The sequence below is a fragment of the Dactylosporangium cerinum genome (genome assembly GCF_042653625.1).
Taxonomy (GTDB): Bacteria; Actinomycetota; Actinomycetes; order Mycobacteriales; family Micromonosporaceae; genus Dactylosporangium; species Dactylosporangium cerinum.
Window position 1 is genome coordinate 93,692 of the sequence record NZ_JBHSIU010000059.1, and the last position, 20,251, is coordinate 113,942.

Annotated in this window: 13 protein-coding genes; 8 read left to right on the forward strand and 5 right to left on the reverse strand. The window is 72.0% G+C overall.

The window, feature by feature from the left end:
• The first annotated feature begins 118 nt into the window (after window positions 1-118).
• Window positions 119-4,978: an NAD-glutamate dehydrogenase gene (locus ACFPIJ_RS41505; RefSeq protein ID WP_380124026.1), complete on the forward strand. Its 4,860-nt coding sequence runs from the start codon at window positions 119-121 to the stop codon at window positions 4,976-4,978.
• A gap of 134 nt (window positions 4,979-5,112) precedes the next feature.
• A complete protein-coding gene (locus ACFPIJ_RS41510) occupies window positions 5,113-6,093 on the forward strand; it encodes a hypothetical protein (RefSeq protein WP_380124029.1) in 981 nt (326 codons plus the stop codon).
• Between the two features lie 39 nt (window positions 6,094-6,132).
• Here the strand turns inward: ACFPIJ_RS41510 and ACFPIJ_RS41515 are convergent, their stop codons facing one another.
• Window positions 6,133-7,584 (reverse strand): glycoside hydrolase family 3 protein, encoded by a 1,452-nt coding sequence (locus ACFPIJ_RS41515; protein ID WP_380124031.1) that lies wholly within the window; start codon window positions 7,582-7,584, stop codon window positions 6,133-6,135.
• 184 nt (window positions 7,585-7,768) lie between these two features.
• Here ACFPIJ_RS41515 and ACFPIJ_RS41520 point away from each other — a divergent pair, with 184 nt between their 5' ends.
• Window positions 7,769-8,941 carry an ROK family transcriptional regulator gene (locus tag ACFPIJ_RS41520; protein WP_380124033.1) on the forward strand — a complete coding sequence of 391 codons (1,173 nt, stop codon included), beginning with the start codon at window positions 7,769-7,771 and terminating at the stop codon, window positions 8,939-8,941.
• Between the two features lie 69 nt (window positions 8,942-9,010).
• Here the strand turns inward: ACFPIJ_RS41520 and ACFPIJ_RS41525 are convergent, their stop codons facing one another.
• Together ACFPIJ_RS41525 and ACFPIJ_RS41530 are read right to left on the reverse strand one after the other, a co-directional pair.
• Window positions 9,011-10,012 (reverse strand): ABC transporter permease subunit, encoded by a 1,002-nt coding sequence (locus tag ACFPIJ_RS41525; RefSeq protein ID WP_380124035.1) that lies wholly within the window; start codon window positions 10,010-10,012, stop codon window positions 9,011-9,013.
• Window positions 10,009-11,082 (reverse strand): ATP-binding cassette domain-containing protein, encoded by a 1,074-nt coding sequence (locus ACFPIJ_RS41530; RefSeq protein WP_380124037.1) that lies wholly within the window; start codon window positions 11,080-11,082, stop codon window positions 10,009-10,011. Before ACFPIJ_RS41530 ends, ACFPIJ_RS41525 begins: the two co-directional genes overlap by 4 nt.
• A 31-nt stretch (window positions 11,083-11,113) precedes the next feature.
• On the opposite strand from ACFPIJ_RS41530, the gene ACFPIJ_RS41535 reads away from it, so the two are divergent.
• Window positions 11,114-11,944 carry an ABC transporter ATP-binding protein gene (locus ACFPIJ_RS41535; protein WP_380124039.1) on the forward strand — a complete coding sequence of 277 codons (831 nt, stop codon included), beginning with the start codon at window positions 11,114-11,116 and terminating at the stop codon, window positions 11,942-11,944.
• Window positions 11,945-11,962: 18 nt separating this feature from the next.
• Here the strand turns inward: ACFPIJ_RS41535 and ACFPIJ_RS41540 are convergent, their stop codons facing one another.
• On the reverse strand, window positions 11,963-12,736 hold the full coding sequence (locus ACFPIJ_RS41540; RefSeq protein WP_380124041.1) for an enoyl-CoA hydratase/isomerase family protein: 774 nt from the start codon (window positions 12,734-12,736) through the stop codon (window positions 11,963-11,965).
• A 62-nt stretch (window positions 12,737-12,798) separates the two neighbouring features.
• Here ACFPIJ_RS41540 and ACFPIJ_RS41545 point away from each other — a divergent pair, with 62 nt between their 5' ends.
• The 4 genes from ACFPIJ_RS41545 (at window position 12,799) to ACFPIJ_RS41560 (ending at window position 19,095) form a co-directional block, all read left to right on the forward strand.
• Window positions 12,799-13,269: a DUF6232 family protein gene (locus tag ACFPIJ_RS41545; RefSeq protein ID WP_380124043.1), complete on the forward strand. Its 471-nt coding sequence runs from the start codon at window positions 12,799-12,801 to the stop codon at window positions 13,267-13,269.
• A 17-nt stretch (window positions 13,270-13,286) separates the two neighbouring features.
• A complete protein-coding gene (locus ACFPIJ_RS41550) occupies window positions 13,287-15,287 on the forward strand; it encodes an Hsp70 family protein (RefSeq protein WP_380124045.1) in 2,001 nt (666 codons plus the stop codon).
• Window positions 15,288-15,320: 33 nt separating this feature from the next.
• Window positions 15,321-17,408, forward strand: coding sequence for an Hsp70 family protein (locus ACFPIJ_RS41555; protein ID WP_380124046.1), 2,088 nt, complete (start codon window positions 15,321-15,323; stop codon window positions 17,406-17,408).
• 64 nt (window positions 17,409-17,472) lie between these two features.
• Complete coding sequence (locus ACFPIJ_RS41560; RefSeq protein WP_380124048.1) at window positions 17,473-19,095, forward strand: acetolactate synthase; 1,623 nt, start codon at window positions 17,473-17,475, stop codon at window positions 19,093-19,095.
• A 463-nt stretch (window positions 19,096-19,558) separates the two neighbouring features.
• Here ACFPIJ_RS41560 and ACFPIJ_RS41565 read toward each other — a convergent pair whose 3' ends face one another.
• The gene (locus ACFPIJ_RS41565; RefSeq protein WP_203846363.1) at window positions 19,559-20,239 is read right to left on the reverse strand and encodes a phosphonatase-like hydrolase; all 681 of its coding nucleotides are present in this window, start codon (window positions 20,237-20,239) and stop codon (window positions 19,559-19,561) included.
• Window positions 20,240-20,251 lie beyond the last annotated feature (12 nt).

Consider the following 20,251-nt stretch of genomic DNA (forward strand, 5'->3'; position numbering starts at 1 on the left):
CGGGTAACCGACGCTGCTGAACCGGTTACCGGGGTATGCGCCGATCAGAAATGTCGGGGGTACGTCTTAGGCTGTGCGGGACAACCCACAGCGTCGTGGGTGAGGGGAGAACAGACCGATGAACCGGCCCACGGCAACGGTGCGCACTGCGGTCGCCGAGCCAACGATCGAGGACGACGAGTTAGCGCAGCCAGTGCCCAACGCTGAGCACCTCGTCGCCGAAGCGGTGGTCCTGGCCGCAGCGCAGGACGTCGATCCCGAGTTGGTCGCGCACTACTGGCGCCTCGTCCCCGACGAGGAGCTGGCCAGCTGCCAGGTGTCGAAGATGGTCGCGGCCACGGCGTCGCACCTGGAGCTCGCCGACCAGCGGGTCCCGGGGGAGCTGAAGCTCCGGCTGGGGCTCAGTGTGACCGGCGGCACATCTCTGGAGATCGTCACCGACGACATGCCATTCCTGGTCGACTCCGTGACCAGCGCCCTGTCGGCGCGCAATCTCGACGTCAACCTGCTCGTCCACCCGCTCGTCGTGGTGCGCCGGCAGCCGCTGGGCGCCCTGGAGGGGGTCCGGGTCGGCCTCGAGCCCGAGGACGCCGGCCCCGGCGACATCGTCGAGAGCTGGATCCGCATCGAGATCGACCGCATCCGCGACGAGCAGGACCTGGAGACGGTCCGCACAGACCTGGCCCGCGTGCTCAACGACGTGCGCGAAGCGGTCGAGGACTGGCCGAAGATGCGCACCCAGGCACTCGCGCTCGCCGACGAGCTGGGCAGCGCGCAGCTGCCGGTGCCGGACAAGGACATCACCGACTCCGTCGAGCTGCTGCGGTGGCTCGCCGACGACCACTTCACGTTCCTGGGCTTCCGGCAATACAAGCTGATCAAGGGCGACGGCGGCGAAGACCTGCTGCAGGCCGTCCTCGGCACCGGCCTGGGCATCCTGCGCGCCGACCAGCCGCACCCGCGGGTGCTGAGCTCGATGACCGCCGAGGCGTATGCCAAGGCCCTCGAGAAGCGGCTGCTGATCATCACCAAGGCCAACTCCAGGGCCACCGTGCACCGCTCGGCCTATCTGGACTACATCGGCTTCAAGCAGTTCGACGCCGACGGCAACGTGACCGGCGAGAAGCGCTTCCTGGGGCTGTTCTCGTCCGCGGCCTACCGCACCAGCGTGCGGGACCTGCCGGTGGTCAAGCGCAAGGTCGCCGAGGTGGTGGAGCGCTCGGGCCTCTCGCCGCGCTCCCACTCCGGCAAGGACCTGATGGAGACGCTGGAGACCTATCCGCGCGACGAGCTGTTCCAGATCACCACCGATGAGCTGTATCGCTCCGCGATGAGCGTGCTGCGCCTGGCCGGGCGGCGGCAGCTGCGGCTGTTCCTGCGCCGCGACGCCTATGGCCGCTTCATCTCGTGCCTGGTCTACCTGCCCCGGGACCGGTTCACCACGGCCAACCGGCTGCGCATCCAGCAGATCCTCCTCGCGGAGCTCAACGGCATCGGCGTCGACTACACGACCCGGGTCAGCGAGTCGAAGTTCGCGCGGGTCCACTTCATCGTGCGCACCGAGCCCGGCAACCCGCCCGGCGACGTCGACGTCGACGACCTGACCGAGCGGCTCGCCGAGGCCACCCGCCTCTGGGACGACGACTTCCGCCTCGTCCTGGAGCGCAAGCTCGACGACGAGCACCAGGCGAAGCTGCTCTACCAGCGCTACGGCGGCGCGATCTCGGAGACGTACAAGGACGAGCACACGCCGTATGAGGCGGTGAAGGACGTCGCGAAGCTGGAGCTGCTCGACGAGCCCGGCCAGCTCGTCATGCACGTCTACCGGCGCCGCCAGGACGAGTCGGACATCCGGTTCAAGGTGTATCGCTACGGCGAGCCGATGATCCTCTCCGCCGTCCTGCCGGTGCTGCACTCCCTCGGCGTGCGGGTCACCGACGAGCGGCCGTATGAGATGCACCGCGTCGACGGCACCATCTACCTCTACGACTTCGGCCTGCAACTGCCCGCCGACTCGAGGGCGATCGCCGAGGTCCGGCCGCACCTGGAGAACGCGTTCTCCGCCACCTGGCGCGGCGAGGCCGAGGTCGACGGGTTCAACACCCTGGTCATCAAGGCCGGTCTCACCTGGCGTGAGGTGGTCGTGCTCCGGGCCTACGCGAAATACCTGCGCCAGGCCGGCACGGTGTTCTCGCAGGACTACATGGAGTCGACCCTCCTGCAGTATCCGGCGATCGCCTCCAAGCTCGTCGCGCTGTTCGCGGCCCGGTTCGACCCGCGGCTGCAGCTGTCCGAGGACAGCCGGGCGGTGCAGACCAGGGAGCTGGTCACGGCCATCCACGCCGACCTCGACGAGGTGACCAGTCTCGACCAGGACCGGATCCTGCGCTCGTTCCTGATGCTGATCCAGGCGACGCTGCGCACGTCGTTCTTCCAGCGGGGCGAGGCCGGCCGGCCGAAGTCCTACACGGCGTTCAAGCTCGATCCGCAGTCGATCCCCGACCTGCCGGCGCCGCGGCCGAAGTTCGAGATCTTCGTGTACTCGCCGAGGTTCGAGGGTGTGCACCTGCGCTTCGGCGCGGTCGCCCGGGGCGGCCTGCGCTGGTCCGACCGGCGCGAGGACTTCCGCACCGAGATCCTCGGCCTGGTCAAGGCGCAGATGGTGAAGAACGCCGTGATCGTGCCGACCGGCGCCAAGGGCGGCTTCGTGCTCAAGCAGGTGCCGGGCGACCGTGACGAGGCCGTCGCCTGCTACCAGCTGTTCATCTCGGCCCTGCTCGACGTCACCGACAACCTCGACGGCGGCAAGGTCGTGGCCCCGGCCGACGTGGTCCGGCACGATCCCGACGACCCGTATCTCGTCGTCGCCGCGGACAAGGGCACCGCCACGTTCTCCGACATCGCCAACGAGATCTCGGTGAAGTACGGGTTCTGGCTCGGCGACGCGTTCGCCTCGGGCGGCTCGGCCGGCTACGACCACAAGAAGATGGGCATCACCGCCAAGGGCGCCTGGGAGTCGGTGAAGCGGCACTTCCGCGAGCTGGGCGTCAACACGCAGACGACCGACTTCACCGTCGTCGGCGTCGGCGACATGTCCGGCGACGTCTTCGGCAACGGGATGCTGCTCTCGCGGCACATCCTGCTGGTCGCGGCCTTCGACCACCGGCACATCTTCATCGACCCCACCCCGGACCGGGCGGCGTCGTTCGAGGAGCGGCAGCGGCTCTTCGACCTGCCACGCTCGTCCTGGGACGACTACGACAGGTCGATCATCTCCGCCGGTGGCGGGGTCTATCCACGGACGGCGAAGTCGATCCAGCTCACGTCGGAGGCGAAGGCGGCCCTGGGCATCCCGTCCTCGGTGATCTCGCTGACGCCCAACGAGCTGATGCACGCGATCCTCGCCGCCCCCGTCGACCTGTTCTGGAACGGCGGCATCGGCACCTACGTGAAGGCCACCGGCGAGTCGCACGCCGACGTCGGCGACAAGGCCAACGACTACCTGCGGGTCAACGGGCGGGAGCTGCGCGTCAAGGTCGTCGGCGAGGGCGGCAACCTCGGCCTGACCCAGCGCGGCCGGATCGAGTTCGCGCTCGGCGGCGGCCGCATCGCCACCGACTTCATCGACAACTCCGCCGGTGTCGACTGCTCCGACCACGAGGTCAACATCAAGATCCTGCTCGACCGGGCCGTCGCCGCCGGCCAGCTCGAGCAGGCCGACCGCAACCCGCTGCTGGCCCAGATGACCGACGAGGTCGGCGACCTGGTCCTGCGCGACAACTACGACCAGGCCACCGCGCTGGGCAACGCCCGCGCCCAGTCCCGGTCGCTGCTGCCGGTGCACAAGCGGCTCATCGCGGATCTCGAGAAGCGCGGGCTGATCGACCGGGCCCTGGAGGGGCTGCCGACCGACGAGGAGTTCGACTCCCGCGCCGCGCTCGGCGTCGGCCTGACCTCACCCGAGTTCGCGGTCATGTTGTCCTACGTGAAGATCGTCCTCGAGCACGAGATCCTCGACTCCGGCCTGCCCGACGAGGAGTGGACCAACGAGGTGCTGGTCGCCTACTTCCCGACCGCCCTGCGCGACCGGTTCGTCGAGGCGATGGCCGAGCACCCGCTGCGCCGCGAGATCGTCACCACGGCCGTCGTCAACGAGGCCGTCAACCGGGGCGGCACGTCCTTCTTCCACCGCGCGTCGGAGGAGACCGGCGCCGGCTCGGCCGACGTCCTGCGCGCCTCCGTCGTCATCCGCGAGGTCTACGGGCTCAACGCGCTGCGCACCGCCGTCGAGGTCCTGGACAACCAGATCCCGACCGAGTCGCAGACCGAGGTCTATCTGGAGATCCGCCGACTGCTCGACCGCGCGGTGCGCTGGCTGGTCTCCAACCGGCGCCTGCCGATCGACGTGCCCGGCGAGATCGCCCGGCTGCGCCCCGGCATCTCGCGCCTGCTCGGGGAGCTGGACACCCTCTTCCGGGGCCGCGAGCGGGAGGCCCTGCACGCCAACACCGTCCAGCTGCGCGAGCTCGGCCTCCCCGACGAGCTGGCCGAGCTCACCACCCGCATCATGTATGGCTTCGGCCTGCTCGACATCGTCGAGGTCGCCTCCCAGACCGGCCGCGACGTCAACGAGGTCGCCACGGTCTACTACGTGCTGTCCGAGCGCTTCCGCATCGACGACCTGCTGTCGAAGATCTCCGACCTGCCCCGCGAGGACCGCTGGCAGACCCTGGCCCGCATGGCGCTGCGCTACGACCTGTATGCGGCGCTCGCGGCCCTGACCGCCGAGGTGCTCAACGGCACCGCCCCCTCCGACGACGCCGAGGCCCGCGTCGACGAGTGGGAGCAGAGCAACGCCACGTCGATCGCCCGCACCCGCAACGCCATCGGCGAGTTCGGCGAGTCCCCCGGCGACCTCGCCGCCCTCTCCGTCCTCCTCCGCCAGATCCGCACCCTGGTCCGAGCCTCCGCCGCCTGACCCCTCCGTGATCCGGAAGACCTCGTGTACCCCTGGGTGCACAGACTCTTCCGGATCACGGGCGGCCGGGCGGAGTTATCCACAGGCGGGGATTCGGGCTGTCCGCCGGCGCGGGCAGTGCCCAGGCTGGTCGGGTGCTTGAAGAGCTGTTGGAACTGCAGGCCGGCGTCGTGACACGGCGGCAGGCCGTCGAGGCAGGGGTGAGTCTCGGCACGATCCGGTCGCACGTCGAGGCCGGCCGGTGGGTGCCGATGTTCGACGGGGTGTTCCGGACGTTCACCGGCGACGTGAGCCGCCGGGCGTCGTGCTGGGCGGTGCTGCTCCGGGCCGGACCCGGTGCGGCGCTGAGCCATGACACCGCGGCCGAGCTGCACGGGCTCGTGGACCAGCCGTCCGACCTGGTGCACGTCACCATCCCCGGCCACCGGCGGATGCGGCCGTTGCCGGGCGTGGTGGTGCATCACCGGGCCCGGCTCGCCGCCACCGTCCAACCGGGACCCGCGTTGCGGCGCACGCGGGTCGAGGACACCACGCTCGACCTCGCCGAGCTGGAGCGAAGGCTGGAGTCGGCGATCGGCTGGCTGACCACGGCATGCGGCCGGGGCCTGACCACACCGGATCGGCTGGCGACCGCGTTGCGGCGGCGCAGGAAGATGCGCTGGCGACGGTTGCCGGAGTCGACGGTCGGCGATGCCGCAGCAGGTGCTCGTTCGGTGCTGGAGCTGCGGTATCTCCGGGACGTCGAGCGGGGTCACGGCCTTCCCGCCGGCCGGCGCCAGGCGCGGGTCCGGCAGGCCGGCGCGACCCGTTACCGGGACGTCGAATACCGGCCGTTCGCCACCGTGGTCGAGCTCGACGGCCGGGCTTACCACCCGGAGGAGTTGCGCCGCCAGGATCAGCGGCGCGACAACGCCACCGCAGCCGGCGGTCAGCGGACCCTTCGCTACGGCTGGGCCGACGTCGCGACCCCGTGCGCGACGGCGATCCAGGTCGCTCGCACGCTCCGCGCCGGTGGCTGGAAGGGCCGCCTCCAGCCCTGCCGCCGCCCGGGTTGCCCGGCCGGCCGGCAGCTCCGCCACGTCTTCCATGATCCCGAAGACCCCGTGCACCCATAGCCACCCAACCTCTTCCGGATCATGAGAAGGAGAGCGGGGCTAGGCGGCCAGGCCGAGGGTTTCGGCGGCGGCGCGGCCGTTGGCGTGGCTGGCGCCCCAGGTGGTGATGAAGGCGCGGGCGCCCGTGGGGCGCCAGGAGGACGGCCAGCCCATCTCGACGACGGTGACGGGGTGGGTGGCGGCCAGGGCGTCGACCAGGTTGCGGGCGCCCGGCAGGCGGTGGACGTTGCGGCCCACGACGACGATCGGGCGGATGCCGGCCCGGGTGCGCAGCTCGTCCGGCGCGGCCTGCTCGGCCACCACGCGGATCTGCTCGGTGCCGTTGACGTGCGGGCCGAGGCCCCACGGGACGCGGCCGGCGGCGATCGACGACTCCGACTCCAGCTGGACGATGAGCGGAGCGGAGGAGCGGTCGACCGAGCCCTCGACGCGCACGGCGCTCAGCGCGGCCGGGTACCCGAGCCCGGGCTCCTCCCGGTCGGTGCGGTCGCCCTGGCGGGTCCAGTCGGACAGGGCCTGGACGCGGGCGACGGCCTCCTCCAGGCGGGCGAGCGGCAGCCGGCCGTCCTGGACGGCGGTGACGATCTCGTCGACGCAGGCGAGCGTGAGCTTCTCGTCGACATCGGCGCCGATGCACAGCAGGTCGGCGCCGGCGGCGAGGGCGAGGACGGCGCCGGCCTGGGTGCTGCCGGCGTAGCGGGCGGCGCCGAGCATCTCCAGGGCGTCGGTGACGACGACGCCGGTGAAGCCGAGCTCGGTCCGGAGCAGGTCGACGAGGACGGCCTTGCTGAAGGTCGCCGGAGCGTCGCCGGTCAGGGTGGGCACGCGGATGTGCGCGCTCATGATCGACTTGGCGCCCGCCTCGACGGCGGCGGCGAAGGGTGGCAGCTCGCGGCCGCGGAGCTCGTCGACGGAGATGTCGACCGTCGGCAGCTCGAGGTGGGAGTCGGCGAGCGTGGCGCCGTGGCCGGGGAAGTGCTTGGCGCAGGCGGCCACCCGGGCGCTCTGCAGGCCGAGCACGGCGGCGGCGGTGTGCGCGGCGACGAGCTGCGGGTCGGCGCCGAAGCTGCGGGTGCCGATGATCGGGTTGTCGTCGGCGGTGTTGACGTCGACCGTGGGTGCCAGGTTGAGGTTGAGCCCCAGCTGGTCGAGCTCGGCGCCGATGGTGCGATACACCCGGCGGGTGATCGCCGGATCGCCGAGCGCGCCGAGGGCGGCATTGCCCGGGTACGGGCTGCCGAGCCGGTGCGCCAGGCGGGTGACGTCGCCGCCCTCCTCGTCGATGGCGATGAGGACGCCGTCACGGGCCGCGTGCAGGCCGGCGGTGAGCGCGGCGACCTGGTCACGGTCCACGATGTTGTAGCCGAACAGCAGGTGTCCGGCCATCCCCTCGGCGACCAGGTCGACGGCCCAGGCCGGGGCCTGTGCGCCCGGGAATGCGCCGAGCAGCGTGCCCAGCGCCAGCCGGCGGAGTCCTGGATCGTTCGACACGGTGTTCCCCCCTCAGCGCGTGACCAGTGTTGGACACTCGTCGGATGCGCTATCCACGATCGTAAGAGCATCTTGACCAGTTGTGCGTAGGTCGTATGGGTGGTGTGACCGTACGCTTTCCGGTATACGTTGCCCGAGGCAATCTAATAGGAAAGTTTCTTAAATACTAGGGGTGTACGTCACCATGAGTTCTGCTCGTCTTCCCGGCACCCCTAGATTGCTGCGCGCGCTCAACGACCGCGCCGCGCTCGAGCTGCTGCTCAGCAAGGGTCCGCTGACCCGCGCTCAGCTCGGAGAGCTGACCGGACTGTCCAAGGTCACCGCATCCCAGCTGGTGGAGCGCCTCGAGGAGCGGGGGCTCGTGGAGCGCGTCGGCGAGCAGGCCGGCGGCCGGGGACCCAACGCCCAGATGTACGCCGTGGTCCCCGCGACCGCATACGTCGTCGGCGTCGAGGCCGGCCCGCAGCACGTCGTGGCCGGCGTGGCGGACATCACGGGCAGGATCGTCGGGCGCACCGACGTCTCGATCGGCGAGGGCGACGACCCGGTCAAGGTCGTGCACGCCGCCGTCGTCGAGGCGGCCGGCGAGGCTGGCGCGCCGATCGACCGCATCCGCCGGATCGTGCTCGGCACGCCCGGCCTGGTCGATCCGAAGAGCGGCGAGATCACGTTCGCCTGGGACCTGCCGCGCTGGCATCGGGGCCTGCTCACGGCGCTGCGGGAGGACCTCGGGCGCCCCGTCGCCTTCGAGAACGACGTGAACCTCGCCGCCATCGCCGAGCAGCACAGCGGCGCCGCGCTCGGCGCGAAGGACTTCGTGCTGGTCTGGCTGGACCGTGGCGTCGGCACCGCCGTCGTCCTCGGCGGCCGGCTGCACCGGGGCAGCGTCGGCGCGGCCGGTGAGATCGGCTACCTGCCGGTGGCGGGCACGCAGGTGAGCCGCGACGCGTCGCGCCGGGCGAAGAGCGGCTTCCGGATGCTCACCGACGCCGCGGCGGTCAAGACGGTCGCCAGGTCCCACGGGTTCAAGGCCGCGGGTGCCGGCGAGGCGATCAGGGCGGCCATCGCCGCCGGGACGGCCGGCAGCCCCTTCCTGGACGAGCTGGCCCGCCGGATCTCCCTCGGGGTGGCGTCGGTCGGGCTGGTGCTCGACCCGGAGCTGGTCGTCCTGGCCGGCGAGATCGGCCAGGCCGGCGGCGCCGACCTGGCGCAGCGGGTGCAGCACGAGGTCGCCGCGATCGCCGTGGTGTCGCCGCGGGTCGTCGCCACCGAGGTCTCCAGCGAGCCGGTCCTCAACGGCGCGATCCTCACCGGCCTCGACGCCGTCCGCGAAGAGGTGTTCGGCGACACGGCCTGATACGCCCATGATCCGGAAGAGCCTGTGCACCCCTGGGTACACAGGCTCTTCCGGATCATGAGGTCGGGGTCAGTTGGTGTCGCGCCGCCGCATCGACGCGAACGCGCCCGCCAGCAGGATCGCCACCACCAGCGCGATGACCACACCGGCCTGCGGCCAGCTGCCCAGCTGCGTGGTGGAGGCCGCCACGCAGCCCTTGTCGTCGCAGTACGCCGGGTTGCTCTCGAACGCGTACGACTTGTTCATCCAGGCCGACACCCAGCTGGACAGCCGGTACCTCGCCGAGTAGTCGGTGCCACCGATCAGCTGGAAGAGGATGATGCCGCCCAGCTCGTAGATGAGCAGGTAGGCGATCCCGACCCCGAGCGCGGTCGACGTGTGCCGGCCCATCGAGGCGATCGCGAAGCCCAGGGCGGTGCCGGCCATCGCCAGCAGCGCCACGCGGACCGCGGTGATCAGCAGCGATGTCCAGTCCCCGAACGTCATGACGCTGACCGAGTCACCGATGGCGTCGACGGCCATGAACGCGCCGGTCCAGGCAGCCAGGTACACCACCGACACCAGCGCGATCCCGGCGCAGACGGCGATCAGTTTGCCGGCCAGCACCGCCCAGCGGCGGGGCGCCCAGAGGAGCAGGTTGAGCATGCCACCGGAGCTCCACTCCACACCCACGAACGACGCGCCGAGCACGAAGCCGGCGACCGTGAGCACGATCGCCGCGGTCGTGAACAGCTGCGGCCACTGGCGGGCGAACGAGAAGCCGAATTCGAGCAGTGAGTCGGCGGTGGGCCGGGGGCCGTAGTCGCAGCCGCGCGGGAAGTCCACGCCGGCCGGCGCGGCCTGCGTGCCGCTCTGCACGGCCTCGCACAGCTCGACGTTGCGGTCGTAGAGGACCGCGGCGGCCTGGGCGCGTTCGCCGGCGACGCGGATCTCCTCGGCCGTCGGGTCGCTGCGGGTCAGTGTGAAGCCGAACGTCAGGAACGCGAGCAGCGTCGCGATGAGCACGAGGGTCACCAGCGTGACCCGGCGGCTGAACAGGCGGGTCCACTCGGCCCGCAGCAGCGCGGTCATGCCTGCCGTCCGTTCTCGATGATCTGGCCGGTGACCTCGATGGGCCGGTGCGGCCCGTCATGAAGCGGCGGCCCGCCATGACGCGGAGGCCCGCCATGACGCGGAGCCTCGTCATGGCGTGGCCACTCTGAGTTGTCGACCGGCCGGAACTGCCCGCGCCGCGGGCCGCCGCCGGTCAGGGTGAGGAACGCGTCCTCCAGCTGCGCGACGGGTGCCAGCTCGCGGACCCACAGATCGTGCAGGCCGAGGGCGCGGGAGATCCAGGCCGGATCGGCGAGGTCGTGCACGACGATCTGGTCGCCGGAGACCGTGATCTGCGCGCCGGCGTCGGCGAGGATCTGCGCGGCCCGCTGCAGGTCGTCGACGCGGACCCGGTAGGTGCCGCGGTCGTTGGCGGCGAGCACCTCCGACACCGGCCCGGCGGCGACCCGGCGACCCCGGGAGATGATCGTGACCGAGTCGCAGATCTGCTGGATCTCGGCGAGGATGTGGCTGGAGATGACCACGGTCGCGCCGCGGTCGGCCTGCTCGCGGAGCAGGTCGCGCATCTCGCGGATGCCGGCCGGGTCGAGGCCGTTGCTCGGCTCGTCGAGGATCAGCAGCTCGGGGTCCTTCAGCAGGGCCGAGGCCACCGCGAGGCGCTGCTTCATGCCGAGGGAGTAGGTCTTGACCATGTCCTCGGCGCGGTTGGCGAGGCCGACCTGGTCCAGCACCACGTCGACGCGCTGCTTCGGCACACCGCCCGCCTTGGCGAGCAGCAGGAGCGTCTTGTGGCCGGTGAAGTTGCCGAAGAACGCCGGTGCCTCGACGATCGCGCCGACCCGCGACACGACCTGCGGCAACGCCCTCGGGACCGGCTGGCCGAGGATGCGCATGTGCCCCGAGTCGGCGCGCAACAGGCCGAGCAGCGTCTTGAGCGTCGTGCTCTTGCCGGATCCGTTGGGTCCGAGGAACCCGTGGATCTGGCCCTGGTGGACCTCCATGTCGAGGTGGTCCAGTGCGATCCGCGGCTTGCCGAACAGTGTCTGGTAGGTCTTCACCAGACCGGCGATTTCCAGTACGGCACTCATCCCCGCGCACGATACGGCTTTTGTCCATGGAGTGGGGGGCCGGGCCCGTGCCAGGGCAGGGACATGGTTGGATTGGGCCGTGTCTGATGACCTTGTCATCGCGGTCGACAAAGCGACGGTGACCCGCAACCGGTCCGACCTCATCCGATCGGTGAGCTGGCAGGTCGAGCTCGACGAGCGCTGGGTCGTGCTCGGCCCCAACGGCGCCGGCAAGACCACGCTGCTCAACCTCGCCGGGGCCAGGCTGTATCCGACCCGCGGCACGGTGACCGTGCTGGGGGAGCGGCTCGGCCGCACCAACATCAACGAGCTGAAGACCCGGCTCGGGTTCTCCTCCGCGGGGCTGCAGCTGCCGGCCGACGAGACGGTCCGTGACGTCGTCGTCACCGCCTCGTGGGCGGTCGTGGGGCGCTTCACCGAGCGGTACGACCGGATGGACGAGTCCCGGGCGCAGGCGCTGCTGGAGCAGTTCGGTGTCGGCGCGCTCGCCGACCGGCTCTACGGCACCCTGTCCGAGGGGGAGCGCAAGCGGGTCCAGATCGCCCGGTCCCTGATGGTCGACCCGGAGCTGCTGCTGCTCGACGAGCCGACCGCGGGGCTGGACCTCGGCGCCCGCGAGGACCTCGTCCGGCGGCTGTCGGAGCTGGCCGCCGACCCTGACTCGCCGGCGATCGTGCTCGTCACGCACCACGTCGAGGAGATCCCGCCGGAGTTCACCCACGCGCTGCTGATGCGCGACGGTGGCATCGTGGCGCAGGGCCTGCTCAGGGACACCGTGACGGCGGAGAACCTGTCCAAGGCGTTCGGTCTCCCGCTGCGACTGTCGATCGTGGACGGCCGCTACCACGCCCAGGCGGCGTAGCGGCCGTCCACGGTGGCGTCAGGCGAAGTTCGGCTTGCGCTTCTCCACGAACGCGGCCATGCCCTCGGTCTTGTCCTCGGTGGCGAACAGCGCCGCGAACAGCTGGCTCTCCCACGCCAGGCCGGAGGCGAGATCCATGTCGAGGCCGCCGTCGACGGCGAGCTTTGCGGCCCGCAGCGCGTGCGCCGGTCCGCGTACGTACGGCTCGACCATGGCCTTCGCAGCCGCGTACACCTCCGACGGCGGGACAACCCTGTCGACCAGGCCGATCGACAGCGCCTCGGGGGCCTTGACGAACCGTCCGGACATGATCAGGTCCTTGGCCCGGGCCGGCCCGACGAGCCGCGCCAGCCGCTGCGTGCCGCCCGCCCCGGGGATGATGCCGAGAGTGATCTCCGGCTGGCCCAGGGTCGCGTCCTCGGCGGCGACGCGCCAGTCCGCGGTCAGCGCGAGCTCGCAGCCGCCGCCGAGCGCATACCCGTTGATCGCCGCGACGACCGGCTTCGGGATGCGGGCGACCGCGTCGAACGCGCCGGTGAGCGCGGTGGCCCGGGCGGCCATCTGGGAGTAGCCCATGCCGGCCATCTCCTTGATGTCGGCGCCGGCCGCGAAGACCTTGTCTCCCCCGTACAGGATGACGACCCGCACATCGGGGTCCGCCGTCGCGGCGGCGGCCGCCTCGCGCAGCTCCTCCTGGATCTGGATGTTCAGCGCGTTGACCGGCGGACGGTCCAGCCGGATCGTGCCGATACCATCTTCGATCTCCAGCCGGACCAGCCTGCTGTCGCCCACAGTGTCTCCTCAACGTCGTTGTCGTTGCCCGCAGCGTATTCCGGCGTACCGTCTGAGGTGCCATGGCAACCACGTACTACCGCGACCACGTGGTGCACATCAGCTCCGACGGTGTGCGCGTCGATGACACGTGGTATCCGCTGGAGACCCTCAGCTACATCTGGCACCGTCGATCCGGTCGGCTGGTGCGGGGCGCCTACATGCTCGCCACCCGGGGCGGTGCGGTGCTGCTGATCATCGGGTTGCTCATCGCCGCCGGCATCGCGGCGCGGCGGATCGACTTCGACGGGCCGGACTCCACGATGTACATCGCCGGCGGGATTCTCGGCATCATCGTGATCGGCGGGATCGTCGCGTTCAGCGTCGAAGGCCTGCTCGACCTGCTCGACCGGGCGCACGACCACGGCAAGGGCGTGCACGAGATCTGGGTCCGGACCCGGTCCGGCGAGTCGATGATCTACTCGACCACCGACTCGCCGAAATTCGGTCAGATCTACCGAGCCTTACAGCGGGCGGTCGAGCAGTCCGCCTAACCCTTAGGATTCCGGGCATGGTGGCCCTGGGCGTGGACTTCGGCACGTCGCACACCGTCGCCGTGGCGCGGTGGCCCGACGGCCGGGCCCGCCCCCTGCTCTTCGACGGCACGCCGCTGCTGCCGTCCGCGACGTTCTTCGAAGACGGCGAGGTCGTCGTCGGCCGCGACGCCGTGCACAGCGCCCGCCGCGCGCCGGCCAGCTTCGAGCCCAACCCGAAGCGCCGCATCGACGACGGGCAGGTGTTCCTCGGCGATCGGGAGGTGCCGGTCCACGACCTCCTCGTCGCCGTCTTCCAGCGGGTGCGCGCCGAGTTCATCCGGACCGCCGGCGGACCACCCGCCACGATCACCGTCACCCACCCGGCCAACTGGGCCTCGACCCGGCGCAAGGCCCTCGCCGCGGCGGTGCGGGCGGCCGAACTCCCCGACGCGACCCTGGTGCCGGAGCCGGTGGCGGCCGCGACCTACTTCGTGCGGGTGCTGCGCCACCTGGTGCCGGTCGGCTCCGCCGTGGTGGTGTACGACCTGGGCGCCGGCACGTTCGACGGCAGCGTCGTGGCCCGCACCAACGAGGGTTTCGAGGTCCTCGCCGTCGACGGCCGGGACGATCTCGGCGGGCTCGACTTCGACGAGGTCGTCCTGGCGATGATCGGCCGGACCCTGCCGCCGGAGCGGTGGCAGCGGCTGATCGCCCCCTCGACGGTCGAGGAGGCGCGCGCCGCCCGGACGCTGCGGGACGAGGTTCGCGAGGCCAAGGAGCGGCTGTCCCGCACCTCCGCCGTCACCGTCCTGGTCCCGCTGCTGGACGTCGACGTGCAGCTCACCCGGGAGGAGTTCGACGCGGCGGCCCGCCCGCTGGTGGAGCGCTCCGTGCGGGTGCTGACCGAGACGGTCCGGCTGTCGCGGGTCACGGCCGAGCAGGTCGCCGGGATCTTCCTGGTCGGCGGGGCGAGCCAGATCCCGCTCGTCGCGACCGAGTTGCACCGCGCGTTCGGCAAGCCGCCGGTGACGATCGAGCAGCCGGAGATGGTGGTCGCCGAGGGCAGCGTGCTCGTCGGCGCGAGGGTCGACAAACCGTCGGGTGCGGTCGCTGCCGTGCCTCGTCAGCCTCCGGGTGGTGTACGGGGCAGCGCCCGGCCCGGCGGTGTGCCGGCGGGTGGTGGCTGGCCGGTCACCGCCGGGAGTGCCGTGGCTCCGGCGCCGGCCGAGCCCGCCTCCGGTGGCGTCGCCCCGCCCGGGTCGCCCGTTTCACCCGCTGGTGGGATCGCGCCGGTCTCTGGTGGGACCGCACCCGTCTCGGGTGGGGCTGCACCGGTTTCGGGTGGGATTGCACCTGTTTCGGGCGGGATCGCGCCGGTTTCCGGTGGGCGGGCGCCGGTGTCGCCCGGGGCGGTGCCGGTCAGTCCGGTGCCGTTCAACCCCGTGCCACCGGTACGCCGGATGCCGCCGCCACCGCCGATGGCGTATCCGCCCCCACGTCCGGTCTTCTACCAGCCGCCCCCGCCGGCGGTCGTCTACGTGCCGCAATACGTCATGCCACCCGTGCCGCCGCCGATGCGCCGTTTCGCGCCTGGTGCGATCCGCTGGCCGGCGGGCTTCCTGAAGCTGTACGGCGTGCTCTCCGCCATCTTCACCGCCGTCGCCGTGGTGGTGCTCGTCGTGTCCAAGCTGCCGCAGTCCGAACTCGGGATGCCTGACGCGGACTGGAATTTCGTGCTGTACGCCACGATCGCCTCCCTCGCGCTCGCGGTGCTGTTCATGCACGGTGCCCGGCGGTTGCGGCGGGGCAGCAACGGCCACCTGTGGTATCCGATGGCGCTGTGCGGTTTCCTCGCCGTCGGGGGCGCGTACACCGCCGCGGATTCGGACCAGCCGGCCTGGCTCGCGGTCACCGCGGTCTACCTCGGGTCCGCGCTGCTGCTCCTGCTGCCCAGCGCGCGGGCCTGGGTCCGGCCGCTCGGCCCGCCGCCGGCGTCTCCGTCAGTCGGCAACGCGACCGGAGCCGCCGAGGCGTGAGAATGGTCGTACCCGGCGCCTAGACTTCGGGGCATGCCAACGCCAGGGATCCGGCTCGGTGTCGACTTCGGCACCTCCAACACCGTCGCCGTGGTGCGGTGGCCGGACGGGCGGTCCCGCGCGCTGCTGTTCGACGGGTCTCCGCTGCTGCCCTCCGCCGTCTATGCCGAGCCCAGCGGCACCGTCATCGTCGGCCGGGACGCCGTGCACAGCGCCCGGCTGGAGCCGGCCCGCTTCGAGCCCAACCCGAAGCGCCGCATCGACGACGGCACGGTCCTGCTCGGCGACCGGGAGATCCCGGTCAACGACCTGGTCGCCACCGTGCTGCGGCGGGTCCGCGACGAGTGGACCCGCACCGTCGGCGACGTGGCGTCCGAGGTGACGGTGACGTTCCCGGCGTCGTGGGGCGCCACCCGGCGGCTCGCCGTCGCCGATGCCGCGGCCGCCGCAGGGCTCGGCCGGGTCCGGCTGGTGCCGGAGCCCGTCGCGGCCGCCGCCTACTTCACCCAGGTGCTCGGCAAGGACGTGCCGGTCGGCTCCGTCGTGGTGGTCCACGACTTCGGTGCCGGCACCTTCGACGCCAGCGTGGTCGCCCGCACCAGGGACGGCTTCGAGGTCCTGGCCGTCGACGGCCGCGACGACATCGGCGGCATCGACGTCGACAACGCGATCGTGGCGCACATCGGCGCGATCTGTGAGCCGCAGGCACCGCAGGAGTGGCAGCGGCTGATGAGCCCGCAGACGGTCGAGGACCGGCGGGCCCGGCGGCTGCTGTTCGACGACGCCCGGGTGGCGAAGGAGCGCCTGTCCCGCCAGCCGGCGTCGGACCTGACGGTGCCGCTGCTCAACATCGACGTGCACCTCACCCGCGACGAGCTGGAGCGGCTCGCGCAGCCGCTGCTGGAGCAGACGGTCCGCGTCACGCAGGGCGTCATGCGGTGGGCGCAGCTGAGCGAGGGCAGCGTCGCCGGCGTGTTCCTGGTCGGTGGGTCCAGCCGGATGCCGCTGGTCGGCACGCTGCTGCACCGGGCGCTGGGCACCGCGCCGGTGGTGATCGAGCAGCCCGAGCTGGTGGTCGCCGAGGGCAGCATGCTGACCGGGTCGACCGAGATCCCGGCGACGGCGGCTCCTGCCCCGGGGCCGGCGACGGGGGTGATCCCGCGGGTGCCGGGCTTCGACTGGCAGCCACCGGCCCCGACGTCCGGCGGCCCGCAGCCCGGTGCCGGGCAGTTCGGCGCGGCGCAGCAGCCGGCCGGCGCCCAGCGGCCTCCCGTGGCACAGCAGCCGGCCGTGGCGCAGCAGGCCGGGGCGGGGCAGCAGGCTGCCGTGGGGCAGGGCGGGGCGGACGCGCCGTTGTGGCCGGAGGCGGGGACGTTCGCCACGGAGTCGGCCGCGAGTGCCGCGCCGATGTCCGGGGTGCCGATGTCGGCGCCGCCGGTCTCGTCGCCTCCCGTCAGCGGTGGATATCCGGCCTATCCGGCGTCGGCGCCGCCGGGGAACTATGCCGGGAGCCAGGCGACGAGCCAGCAGGGCGGCTATGGCGTGCCGGCCACCGGCCAGCCGGTGAACTACGGCCCGCCGGTGTCGGTGCCACCGGCGAACTTCAACCAGCCGTCGTCGGCGCCGCCGGCGAACTTCAACCAGCCTTCGACGGCGCCGCCGAACTACAACCAGCCGATGTCCGGGCCGCCGGCCGGCTACAACCAGCCGATGTCGGGTCCGCCGGCGAACTACGGGGGGCCGCCGGTCTCCGCGCCGCCGAACCGGGCGGCGGGGCAGATCTTCAGGTCGAGCGGCGGGGTGCCGATCAGCCCGGCGCCGCCCGTGGAGCCGGCGACCCGCCATGACGAGTTCGGCAACCCCAGCCGTCAGGGCGGCGCCCAGCAGCGCCCCGCGTATCAGCAGCGGCCGGGGCAGGGGCGTCCCGCTCAGGGGACCGACGAGCGGCGGCCGGGTGGCGGGACCAGGCGGCGGGGGCCGTTCGCCCGGGCGATGCTCACCCTGCTGGTGCTCGTGCTGCTGATCGTGACCCCGGTCGCCGCCGGATATGTCTCCTTCTACTTCACCGCCGATCGTTGGCCTCCGCCGCCCAGCACGTGGTTCGACTCGAATGCGCGGTGAAGGCGCCGCAACCGGGTGAAAGTGAGTAACATTCGCGTCGGCCGGAGCTGATCGAGGAGGGTGCATGACGCAGATCGACGGGCACGGCGGGGACCTGGCGCTCGCGGCGCTGCGGGGCTTCGGGGTCGAGGAGCTGTTCACGCTCTCCGGGGCCCACGTCTTCCCGCTGTATGACGCCGCCCACAAGAACGGCGTGCGCATCGTCGACGTGCGGCACGAGCAGTCCGCGGTCTTCGCCGCTGAGGCCGTCGCCAAGCTGCAGCGCCGCCCCGGGCTGGCCGTCCTGACCGCCGGCCCCGGCGTCACCAACGGCGTGTCCGGCCTGACCAGCGCCTCGTTCAACGGGGCGCCGGTGGTCGTGATCGGCGGGCGGGCGCCGCAGTTCCGCTGGGGATCGGGCAGCCTGCAGGAGATGGACCACCTGCCGATCGTCCGCGCCGTCACCAAGCACGCGGAGACCATCTTCGCCACCGACGAGGTGTATTCCAGGATGCAGGCGGCGGCCCTCGCCGCGCTCACCCCGCACCGCGGCCCGGTCTTCGTCGACCTGCCGCTGGAAGTGGTGTTCTCGCAGGCCGACGGCGTCGACGCGACCCCAGCGCCGGCCGTGCCGCACGAGGAGGCGGACCCGGACGAGGTCGCGCGGGCGGTGCAGCTGCTCGCCGCCGCCCAGCGGCCCGTGATCATCGCCGGCTCCGACGTGTGGGCCGGGCACGCCACCGCCGCCCTGCGAGAGGCGGCCGAGGCGCTGCGCGTGCCGGTGTTCGCCAACGGCATGGGCCGCGGCACGCTCCCGCCGTCGCACGCGCTCGCGTTCTCCCGGGCCCGCAAGGCGGCGTTCGGCGGCGCGGACGTGATCGCCGTCGTCGGCACCCCGCTGGACTTCCGGCTCGGCTTCGGCGACTTCGGCGGCGCCCAGGTCGTGCACGTCACCGACGCCCCGTCGCAGCGGGCCGGGCACGTCACGCCGGCCGCCGCGCCGTCGGGTGACCTGCGGGCGATCCTGGCGGCGTTCGCGTCGTACACCGGCCTGGTCGCCGACCACGAGGAGTGGATCGAGGCACTGCGGGCCGCGGAGGACGCCGGCCGGGCCCGGGAGCAGCAGGCCCTGGAGGCCGACACCGACCCGATCAAGCCGAGCCGCGTCTATGGCGAGCTGCGCAAGGTCCTCGCCGAGGACGCGGTCACGATCGGCGACGGCGGCGACTTCGTCTCCTACGCCGGCAAGTACCTCGAGCCGTCGCAGCCCGGGACGTGGCTGGACCCGGGCCCGTATGGCTGCCTCGGCACCGGCATGGGCTACGCGATGGGCGCGCGGGTGACGTATCCGGACCGCCAGATCTGCGTCCTCATGGGCGACGGCGCCGCCGGCTTCTCGCTGATGGACGTCGAGTCGCTGGTCCGCCAGCAGCTGCCGGTCGTGATCGTGGTCGGCAACAACGGCATCTGGGGCCTGGAGAAGCACCCGATGCGCAACATCTACGGCTACGACGTCGCCGCCGACCTCCAGCCGGGCCTGCGCTACGACGATGTCGTCAAGGCACTCGGCGGCGCCGGCGAGACGGTCGAGAAGCCGGGCGACCTCGCGGGCGCGTTCGACCGGGCGTTCGCCTCGGGCGTGCCCTACCTGGTCAACGTGCTCACCGACCCCGAGGACGCCTACCCGCGCTCATCGAACCTGGCGTAGCCACCGTCGCGCTTCTCGTGATCCGGAACGGCACCGTCGCCAGGGCCGCGACGGTGCCGTTCCGTCCGTTGTGCCGGACGCGTTCCAGCGTCGGCACCGTCATGTCGGTGATCGAAGTCGCGTGCCGACTGCGTGGACGGCCGGCCCGCGACTTCGGTCACCGGGAAGATCCAACTTTGGGCCGGGCAAACCGGATAAAAGGCTCTGTCCGGGAGGCTGTTGCGGATTGACGGCACAGTCGGTCCCCGCGTCGAAACGGCGATCTCCCGCCCCGCTCATGATCGAAAGAGCGCCGTGGTCGCCCACACGCGACCACCCGGCGCCTTCGATCAAGCGACCAAAGATCGTCAGGCCTTGGTGCGGGTCCTGCCAGTAATCGGCGCGACCGCGTGGAACTCCGCGCAGCGAGGATCGCCGTCCGGCGTGTGACCTTCGCCGTGCGAGATCTCCCGTGCGGGCGCGGCTACTCCAGGCCCAGGAGGCGGGGGAGGGAGCCGATCGAGCCGATCACCTCGTGGGCGCCGGACGCCTGGAGGGCCTGGCGGTCCCCGGCGCCGGTGAGGACGCCGACGAGGAGGCCGGCGCCGGCGCGCTGGCCGGCGATCAGGTCCAGCGGCGTGTCGCCCACGACGACCATGCGGCGCACGTCCTCGACGCCGAGTTTCAGCGCGGCGACCAGCATGAAGTCCGGGAAGGGGCGGCCGCGTCCGGCGTCGGCGGGGGAGAGGACCAGGTCGACCTGCCCCCACCAGCCGAGGGCGTCCATGATCGCCTCCTGGGTGGCACGGGCGAATCCGGTCGTCAGGGCGACCTTGATCCCGGCGGTCCGCAGTGTCTTGATCGCCTCCAGGGCGCCCGGGATGGGCAGCACCGCACCTTCGTCGACGAGCAGGCCGTACGCCTCCTCGAAGGTGTCGTTGGCGGCCTGGGCGCGGCGCTCGTCGCCGTCGAGCAGCAGCCGGAAGACCTCGATGCGGCTCTGCCCCATCGTCTTGCGCACGACGGCGAGCATCCGGTCGTGCTGCGGGGTGCCGGGCGCCACGCCCTCGCCCGCGAAAGCGACCGTGAAGGCCTGCTCGACCAGGCCGTCGTCCCGCACCGTCGTCCCCGCCATGTCGATGCAGGCGAGCTGCCACGCTGTCATCGCGCTATCCGA